The following is an 8,343-nucleotide window of genomic DNA, read 5'->3' on the forward strand; positions in this document are numbered from 1 at the left end:
GGTTCCTTATATGCAATCTGCATTTTCGGAATCGGCGTGTTCACACCCGAACTATTTATATTCAAAAAAAGCTTAATTCATTGGCATTGGGCTTTAGCCTCGCTATATTCGGGACTAAAGTCTCCGATTTCGAATGAATATAATATTGGTCACCTACTTACAACAAATAACAGTATTGCATTCCTATAATATTATGATATAATAGTATCACAATACTATTTGGAGTAGCCACCATGTTAGAAAACCTCTTTCAACTCAGCCAAAACTACATCATCAATTATCAACAAGAGTACATTCGTTATTTTCTAAAAAAAGAGTCCCTATCTAACCGTTTTTCTATTATCTCTGGTCAAAGGGGCGTGGGGAAAACAACCGCGATTATTCAATATATCCAACAAAACTACTCCGACCTCTACACCACCAAAGCGCTCTATATACAAGCAGACCACTTTCTTTTGGGAAATCGTTCACTCTATGAGATAGCTGATGAGTTTGTCAAGATGGGTGGGGAGCTACTCTGCATCGATGAAATCCACAAATACCCCAACTGGTCAAAAGAGTTAAAGAGTATTAACGATACTTTTAGAGAGCTAAAACTGCTGGTCTCTGGTAGCTCTGCTTTGGAGATTCACAAAGGGAGTCATGATTTGAGCAGACGAGCCTTGGTCTACAAGATGAAAGGGATGAGTCTTCGTGAGTTTATAGAGATGAAACATGGTATAGAGCTTCAAAATTTTAGCTTAGAGGAGATACTGACCAACCATCAAACGATTGCTCAAACCATCATAGATAAAATGGCTCACAAAAGAGAGAAAATCTTACCCCTCTTTAGAGAATACCTTGAGGTAGGTTACTACCCCTACTATTTTGAATACAACAACAAAGAGCAGTTTTTAATGGCACTGGAACAGAATATTCATACCACCATCGAGAGTGATTTGTTGGCTATCTACCCCTCGCTCACAGGCAACAGTATCAAAAAACTAAAATCTCTTCTCAAAGTTATCTCAGCTTCTGTTCCTTTTACGCCTGATATGAAAAAACTAAAAAATATCATCGGTGTAGGCGATGAGAGAACACTGAAAAATTACCTAAAATACCTCGAAGATGCAGGGTTAATCAAGATGCTAATGAAGAGTTCAAGAGGATTAGGTAGCATCGAAAAACCTGAAAAAATCTACCTAGACAATAGTAATCTACTCTTTACATCAAACGCTGATATAGGTACAGTTAGAGAGACTTTTTTTATGAATCAGATGAGCAAAGATTATGGGACTGTTGCTCCTAAAAGTGGTGATTTTTTAGTTAATGAGAAGTTTACTTTTGAAGTAGGTGGTAAAAACAAATCTTTTAAGCAGATAAAAGATTTGGAGAACTCTTTTGTCGCTTCAGATGAGATAGAGAGAGGATTTAGCAATCGCATTCCTCTTTGGTTGTTTGGGTTTTTATATTAACTGATGGAGAGCATTATATAATATATTGACAATATGCCAATAAGTTATTAACTTATCTAACAAAAGTTTAAAATATAATCGCTAAAATAGTGTAAAAAGGGAATATTTTGAAAAAAATTCTACTTCTTATCTCTCTATCTGCAACTCTTTTTTCACAAGACACATTAAAAGAAATTTTAGAAAATAGCAACTCCTTTATCTCTGGAGGAATTGTACACCAAAATATTGATGCGTATGAAAATACCCAAGCACTGCATCTCTCATACAGCTATATGAACTTCGACCGATGGGGGTTTGATACGGGTTATGCACAAAGCTTCTACAAAGGAAAACATCAAAGTAGTGGCGAAGAGAAGAACTTCTCATCAGCATATCTATTTGCTACCTATCTTATCCCTCTAAGCTCATCTGTTGGATTTAAGTCTAAAGCGGGATATGCTAGAAACAAAAATGCAGATGATGGTCTTGCTTACGGTGTTGAGCTTATCTTTCAACTCAATCAAAACAGTGGTTTTAGTCTAGGGTTTCAAAAGATGGATAAACACATCAACTACTTTATGATTAATACTATTTATAAACTGTAAAATATGTTATAATTGAAAAAAAGGAGACCTTATGTCAATTTTTAATTTTAATAAAAAAACACAAACCAAGATGTTTGTGAGTGAACTATCTGCTCCTAAAAAAGCTTCTGTTATAGCAAAAAGTGCTGGTGATGGAGTGGTCTCAAAGGGTGGCATATCAACTATAATCTCAGAGATTGCACCAGAGCTAATAGAGGAGGGATTCAAAGTACTCTCTTCGACTATAGCAGGTTTTACAGAGGACTACAAAAGCGAAACAGTAGTACGAAAAAATATAAATGGAGACGAGAGAGAGGATATTTTTCTACCTAATCACATTAGTATCATTCGTGCTAACTTCCCACTAGATATTAATGATGAAGATAACTCATGTTTTGATGGTTATGGTGAGAAGCCAAACTGCCAAGAGCTATCTGATAGAAAACTACAAATAGAGTTAGATATTATCAAATCCAAAGATGAAAGCTCTTTCTATTTTCAACCTAAATCATACTACTATTGTGGCAGAGACAGGAGCAATAAAAAGATGGATGAGCTTAACCTATCATTTGCTTTTGTAACGGCTCAGGAGAGTATATCTGACTATAGTTCGATAGAATTCAAAGAGATTATCAGCTTCAAAGATTTGGAAGATGAGCATGATTATAATTTTAAGATACGAGATAAAAAGATATATGATACCACATATCAATCAGCATGGATAGGCTCTGAACTCTCTAAAAAAGGCTCCTATACTATTGTTTTCAAGATTGAAGAGAGACGATACAGCAAACCATTTGCAAAGACTCTCAACCGTATCTACAAAAAGCATGAAGATGAGTTAAAGAAGAAGATTAACAAAGAGATAAAAGAGCAGATTACTAAACAGAAAAAATAACATAAGATTAGAGATGAAAAAGCTTATCCTCATTTTATCAACTCTGATTTTTTCATCTTTTTCTTATGCTAACAGTGATAAAAATCTAACTAACATCATACAAAACTCCTTGGAATCGGAGGCTTCAGCCCCGAATATTACAAGGCTAAAGCCATCGGTTCCTAATTTTAGCAAAGAGGAGAAACTTGTCTATCTAAATATCGCTACAACAGTTGGACTTTTAGCTTATGGATTTGAACATTGGGGCTATGATATACTACACACCAAACCACACGCTAGGTCAGAAGATTGGTTTGAAAAAAACTCTAAACATGGTGGTGCAGATAAGTTCGGACACGCATACAGTGGCTACCTTGCGTCACATCTATTCTCTTATGCTTATGAAGATTGGGGATATGGACATGAACAATCTGCCCTAAATGGAGCAATCTCCTCATCTCTCTTTACAACCATAATGGAGATGGGTGATGCTTTTAGCAACTATGGCTTATCTTATGAAGATATGATTTCAAATACAGTAGGCTCGATATTGGGCTACTACACATACAGATACAGAGAGTTTGGAGAGAAGTTTGACTATAGGGTAGAGTACAAAATATACAAAGATATGTATGAGGATGATTTTACAACAGACTATGAAAATATAAAGTATATTTTTGCCCTAAAAGGTTCAGGTTTTGATAGTTTTAGAGACAACCATTTACGATATTTAGAGGTCTATTTGGGCTACACTATAAACGGTTTTGACGAAGAACCTTTTGTACGAGAGAGAGATTTTTTTGTGGGAATTGGTATTAACTTCTCTAAACTATTTGGGAGTAGAGTATTTAACTATTATCAAGTGCCAGATAGTTATCTACAATAAGCTTCTCTACAATGCCTATCCTCAACGCCAATGAATTAAGCTTTTTTTGAACCAAATAGTTCGGGTGTAAACACGCCGATTCCGAAAATGCAGATTGCATATAAGGAACCGATGGCTCCAACCTCGCTAATTCATTGACATTGTAGCTATTCTATATAATCTCATTAATAGTCAATAAAGTCAACTTAAACTATAATATCTTCTTTAAAAATATACAATAGATATGGAGTTATCATGCAAAAAATAGCACAATTCATCTCAGACTCAATCACCGACCATCTTTTTGATATTAGACATAGCACCTATAATGAACTTAAAGATATTTTAGATTCTGATACCCTAGATAGACTCTCTATCTATCTAAGAAGAGAGCAAAGGATGAAGTTCCAAGAGGGTATAGATGAACTGTTGAATGATAGTGAGATAGAAGAGAAAGTCACAAAACTCATGGAGAGTAGAGCATCAATTGTAAGCAAAAGAAATAGAGCTAAATCTACCCTATGTACTGTTTTTTATGGAACCAACAGAGAACCAAATGATGCAAATGACCACTCAAAAGGCTACGGAAATGAAAGAGCAAGAGAAGTATCCATGGGAAGTTGCACTGTATCCATTCCAGAATCTCATAACAAAGGTGAGATAAAAGGCTCTCTGTGGAAAAAGCTTATCAAATGGAATGCCTCCTATGGAGACCTTGAGTTGCAAAAGATTGGAAATGTTGATGAGGAAAATTTTTGGGATAGCATCAACACCCTATTTGTCCCTCTTGAATCAGAAGAGAAACAGGCACTAATTTTCATACATGGATACAACACCTCATTCAAAGATGCATCCATCCGAGCAGCTCAACTCGCCGTTGATTTGGCTCATCCTGGGATGACTGCCTTTTTCTCTTGGCCATCAAAAGGTGAACTTTTGGGCTATCTCTCTGACGAAGCAGCGATACAGTACTCTGAGAAGTATATAGCAGATTTTTTAACAAAATTTGCAAAACATACCCAAGCTACGAGAGTTCATATTATCGCACACAGCATGGGCAATCGTGGGCTTCTCGAAGCTATCAATATCATACATAGAAGGAGTCCAGAGATAGAGTTTGGTCAGATTATCTTGGCCGCTCCTGATGTGGATGCTGATGTTTTCAATCAAAGAGCAGATACTTATACTAGAGTATCCGAACAGACCACACTCTATATCTCATCCAAAGACAAAGCTGTAAATGCATCAGAGTGGATTCACTCCTACCATAGAGCAGGATTCACCCCTCCTGTGAGTGTCGTTAGCTGTATGGATACTATTAGGGTTGATTCAGATGTTGACATACTAGAGCTAGGACATGGATATTTTGCTAAACATAAAACACTTTTGGATGATATAGCTAAATTGATGAGTACAAATCTACATGCAGAACATAGAGCTGAAATCTCAAAGGAGTTAACCAAAGAGACGGCTCAAAAATACTGGAAACTAAAGGTATAAGTACCTACCCAAAATTAATTTCAAAAAGATTGGAATCGATGGCTTTAGCCTCGCTATATTCGGGACTAAAGTCTCCGATTCCAAATGAATATAATATTGGTCACCTACTTAGATAGTCATTATCTCGTAGACTCTTAGCCAGAGAATTACGAGACTTCTTTAACTCCATATCAATATACTCACTCTCTAGCATAATAGGAGAAGCAAGAGTTGAGTAACGAACCCCATCACCATAATGCACAAATATCTTAAATCCATTCTCATAAAGACCCATACGAGTAGCAATAGCTGTTGAGTAAGTTGTCAAGATAGCATCATCAGAACTAACAGCTCGAATATCAGTAAAATACTCTCTTGTCCAGAGTAATGGATTTTGTTGTGGACTAAAAGCGTCTTGATAAATAACATCAAATTTCTCTTTTATATGAGGAATTATCTCTCTAGCATCACCAAGTAAAATCTCTATTTTGAACTGTTCATCTTCATAGTAGAAATTTTGGCTTAGTTCCGTGATAGTGGCTTTGAACTCATCAAACTCTTTGGGATACTCAAACGAGGAGAGTGAACGGATAAGTGACTCATCAAATTCAGGAGAGATAATATGAACTCTGGTGGATAGGTTTTCTTTTTTGATATAGTAGAGCGTGGCTAAGACATTATACCCCAAGCCAAAACAGATGTCCAAAATTTTAACATCTTTTTTAGCTTTTTGAAAAGTAAATGAAGGGATTACATGTTTCTCTAATGTCTCATGCAATGCCCCATCATAAGAAGAGTGATAAGTTTCATTAAACTCCTTAGAAAAAAGCGTAACCGTCCCATCATCAGTCAGAACTAACTCTTTTTTACTTTTTTTATCGGAATCGGAGACTTTAGTCCCGAATATAGCGAGGCTAAAGCCATCGGTTCCTATCAAAATCCAACTTCATCAAGCTCTTTAAACTTATACGCCTCGATAATATCCTCAATAGTCTCCTCTTGACGAACACAAAGAACCATCATCCCATCATTCATAAAATCTATATAGGACTCGAATTTATTCTCTAAGATAACAAAATCAACCCATTCACCAAACTCTTCTCTAGTTTTAAAAAAACGAGTGCTTTTAACTTCACCTGCATCAAAATCAATCAAAGCCCACTGTTCTAACTCAAAAAGCTTAGTAACTTTGGACTGTTTTTCATCCCCAGTACCATCAACAGGTATCCAAATCAACATCTTATACTCCTTCTAAAAGCTCCTCTTCAAGCTTTAGTTTTTTATTACTCATCCGTCCTATCCCTTTTTTCAAAACAGCAGTTGCAATATCTTTTGCATCTGCTAGTGAGTGCATCGTATATGTACCACACTGATATTTATTAAGTTCAGGGATGTCTGATTCTGATTTTACCGATAAAATGTCTTTCATAGACTCTCTCCATGCTTTTGCTACAATTTTTCTCTTTGGTGTACCAAGAAGTGACATATAGAACCCTGTTCTACAACCCATAGGAGATATATCAATAATCTCAACTTTATTACTATTGAGATGGTCACGCATGAATCCTGCAAAGAGATGCTCTAGTGTATGAATCCCCTCTGAAGTTAGTGTTTGAACATTTGGAACGACAAATCTCAAATCAAAAACTGTAATAGTATCTCCACTCGGGCTTGTCATTGTTTTTGCAACTCTAACAGCAGGTGCTTTCATTTTGGTATGGTCAACCATAAAACTATCTAATAGTGGCATTGTATAATCCTTATTCTTTTTTGTGAATTATAGCGTTTTTAGTGAAGAGCAAAGAGTGAAAAGTGAAAAATGAAGAATTTTATCTGTAGATTTTAGTGAACAGTGAGAACTGTTCACTATTAGTTATTCAATACTTTATATTCTTGCTTCTTCTCTTCGTTGCAACATAGTCCAATAGTTATCAACATCTTTTTGAATCTGCTCAATCATATGTCTATATTGTGGCTTAAAGAGGTGCTTATATCGCCCCTGAGCTCCAAGATAATCCTCTATAGATATAATCTTCTTTGGTCGATAAAGAATATTTAGCTCATGACCATCAATAATCTCATAGATTGGAAACATTAAAGAATCTGTTGCCAAATCAGTTACTGCGATTGTATCTTTTGGATCAAATTTCCACTCTGTTGTACATGCAGAAACAGTGTTGATAAAACATGCTCCCTCAGTTTCAAGTGCTTTTTGGAAACCTTTTGCCATGATTTTCCACTTGTTTGGTGCAAGTTGAGCTACATATGGAGCTCCGTGAGCTGCCATGATTGCCATCATATCTTTTTTCTTCTGCTTCTCACCATAAGAGTGGCTTCCAGCAGGTGCTGTTGAAGTACTTGAACCAATTGGTGTAGCAGAACTTCTTTGTCCACCTGTGTTGGCATAGTTTTCATTATCAAGACAGATATAAGTGAAGTCATGACCTCTCTCTACTGCCCCACTTAACCATTGGAAACCGATGTCATAAGTAGAACCATCTCCACCAAAAGCAACAAACTTAACAGGTGCATCTTGGTCTTTAAGTGTCCCTTTTCTCTTTCTTGCTTTGTGCATCGCTTCAGCACCTGTCACAGCAGTCGCTGCATTTTCAAAACCGATATGAATCCAAGAGGTATCCCATGAAGTATATGGATAGACAGCTGTTGATACTTCCAAACAACCTGTGTTTGAAGAGATAACCAAGTTGTCATCTGTACAGTTCATAAGCTCTCTAACAATCATAGAGTGAGCACAACCTGGGCAGAGAAGGTGTGCACCTTCTAATCTCTCATTGGTAGTTGAAAACTCTTTTAAGTTTTTAATCGATGTAATTGCCATTCTTAGCTCCTTCTTGTCTCAAAAAATCCAAGTTTAGGTCCTCTAACACCAGAGAACTGTTGGATATTGGTTGTAACATGTCCAGCATCAGCATGTGCTTTCTGCTCTTTCATGATTCTTTTTGCCTCATCAATAGAGAAATCTCTTCCACCCAAACCATAGATATAGTTTGACATCAATGGTCTAGCTTTTGTGCTATATGCAGCAGCGGAGAACTCATTGAACAATGCACCCATTGCACCACCTGGTGCTGATTTGTCCATACA

General features: G+C 36.4%; 9 protein-coding genes and 1 pseudogene. 5 read left to right on the forward strand and 5 right to left on the reverse strand.

The window, feature by feature from the left end:
- Nucleotides 1-233 precede the first annotated feature (233 nt).
- The 5 genes from GSY74_RS09490 (at nt 234) to GSY74_RS09510 (ending at nt 5,259) form a co-directional block, all read left to right on the forward strand.
- Nucleotides 234-1,454 (forward strand): ATP-binding protein, encoded by a 1,221-nt coding sequence (locus GSY74_RS09490; RefSeq protein WP_164664863.1) that lies wholly within the window; start codon nt 234-236, stop codon nt 1,452-1,454.
- 107 nt (nt 1,455-1,561) lie between these two features.
- On the forward strand, nt 1,562-2,038 hold the full coding sequence (locus tag GSY74_RS09495; protein WP_164664864.1) for a hypothetical protein: 477 nt from the start codon (nt 1,562-1,564) through the stop codon (nt 2,036-2,038).
- A 31-nt stretch (nt 2,039-2,069) separates the two neighbouring features.
- Nucleotides 2,070-2,915, forward strand: a complete 846-nt coding sequence (locus tag GSY74_RS09500) for a hypothetical protein (RefSeq protein WP_164664865.1) — start codon at nt 2,070-2,072, stop codon at nt 2,913-2,915.
- Between the two features lie 13 nt (nt 2,916-2,928).
- On the forward strand, nt 2,929-3,780 hold the full coding sequence (locus tag GSY74_RS09505; protein WP_164664866.1) for a DUF2279 domain-containing protein: 852 nt from the start codon (nt 2,929-2,931) through the stop codon (nt 3,778-3,780).
- Between the two features lie 234 nt (nt 3,781-4,014).
- Nucleotides 4,015-5,259 (forward strand): alpha/beta hydrolase, encoded by a 1,245-nt coding sequence (locus GSY74_RS09510; RefSeq protein ID WP_164664867.1) that lies wholly within the window; start codon nt 4,015-4,017, stop codon nt 5,257-5,259.
- A gap of 100 nt (nt 5,260-5,359) precedes the next feature.
- Here the strand turns inward: GSY74_RS09510 and GSY74_RS09515 are convergent, their stop codons facing one another.
- The 5 genes and pseudogenes from GSY74_RS09515 to GSY74_RS09535 form a co-directional block, all read right to left on the reverse strand.
- Nucleotides 5,360-6,175 carry a tRNA (5-methylaminomethyl-2-thiouridine)(34)-methyltransferase MnmD gene (locus GSY74_RS09515; protein WP_223157525.1) on the reverse strand — a complete coding sequence of 272 codons (816 nt, stop codon included), beginning with the start codon at nt 6,173-6,175 and terminating at the stop codon, nt 5,360-5,362.
- The gene (locus GSY74_RS09520) at nt 6,172-6,477 is read right to left on the reverse strand and encodes a hypothetical protein (protein ID WP_164664868.1); all 306 of its coding nucleotides are present in this window, start codon (nt 6,475-6,477) and stop codon (nt 6,172-6,174) included. The genes GSY74_RS09515 and GSY74_RS09520 overlap by 4 nt, the downstream gene beginning before the upstream one ends.
- Nucleotide 6,478: 1 nt before the next feature.
- Complete coding sequence (luxS, locus tag GSY74_RS09525) at nt 6,479-6,988, reverse strand: S-ribosylhomocysteine lyase (RefSeq protein ID WP_164664869.1); 510 nt, start codon at nt 6,986-6,988, stop codon at nt 6,479-6,481.
- Nucleotides 6,989-7,123: 135 nt separating this feature from the next.
- Nucleotides 7,124-8,077 (reverse strand): thiamine pyrophosphate-dependent enzyme, encoded by a 954-nt coding sequence (locus tag GSY74_RS09530; RefSeq protein ID WP_164664870.1) that lies wholly within the window; start codon nt 8,075-8,077, stop codon nt 7,124-7,126.
- Nucleotides 8,078-8,079: 2 nt separating this feature from the next.
- Nucleotides 8,080-8,343, reverse strand: a pseudogene (locus GSY74_RS09535) (2-ketoisovalerate ferredoxin oxidoreductase); the annotation flags it as partial.

The sequence above is a fragment of the Sulfurovum sp. bin170 genome, assembly GCF_010892395.1.
GTDB lineage: Bacteria > Campylobacterota > Campylobacteria > Campylobacterales > Sulfurovaceae > UBA1140.

Bases quoted from the DNA above. Each gene is read 5' to 3' on its own strand.
- GSY74_RS09530 (WP_164664870.1), bottom strand. From the start codon at position 8,077: ATGGCAATTACATCGATTAAAAACTTAAAAGAGTTTTCAACTACCAAT.
- GSY74_RS09490 (WP_164664863.1), top strand. From the start codon at position 234: ATGTTAGAAAACCTCTTTCAACTCAGCCAAAACTACATCATCAATTAT.
- GSY74_RS09505 (WP_164664866.1), top strand. From the start codon at position 2,929: ATGAAAAAGCTTATCCTCATTTTATCAACTCTGATTTTTTCATCTTTT.
- GSY74_RS09500 (WP_164664865.1), top strand. From the start codon at position 2,070: ATGTCAATTTTTAATTTTAATAAAAAAACACAAACCAAGATGTTTGTG.
- GSY74_RS09520 (WP_164664868.1), bottom strand. From the start codon at position 6,477: ATGTTGATTTGGATACCTGTTGATGGTACTGGGGATGAAAAACAGTCC.
- luxS (WP_164664869.1), bottom strand. From the start codon at position 6,988: ATGCCACTATTAGATAGTTTTATGGTTGACCATACCAAAATGAAAGCA.
- GSY74_RS09510 (WP_164664867.1), top strand. From the start codon at position 4,015: ATGCAAAAAATAGCACAATTCATCTCAGACTCAATCACCGACCATCTT.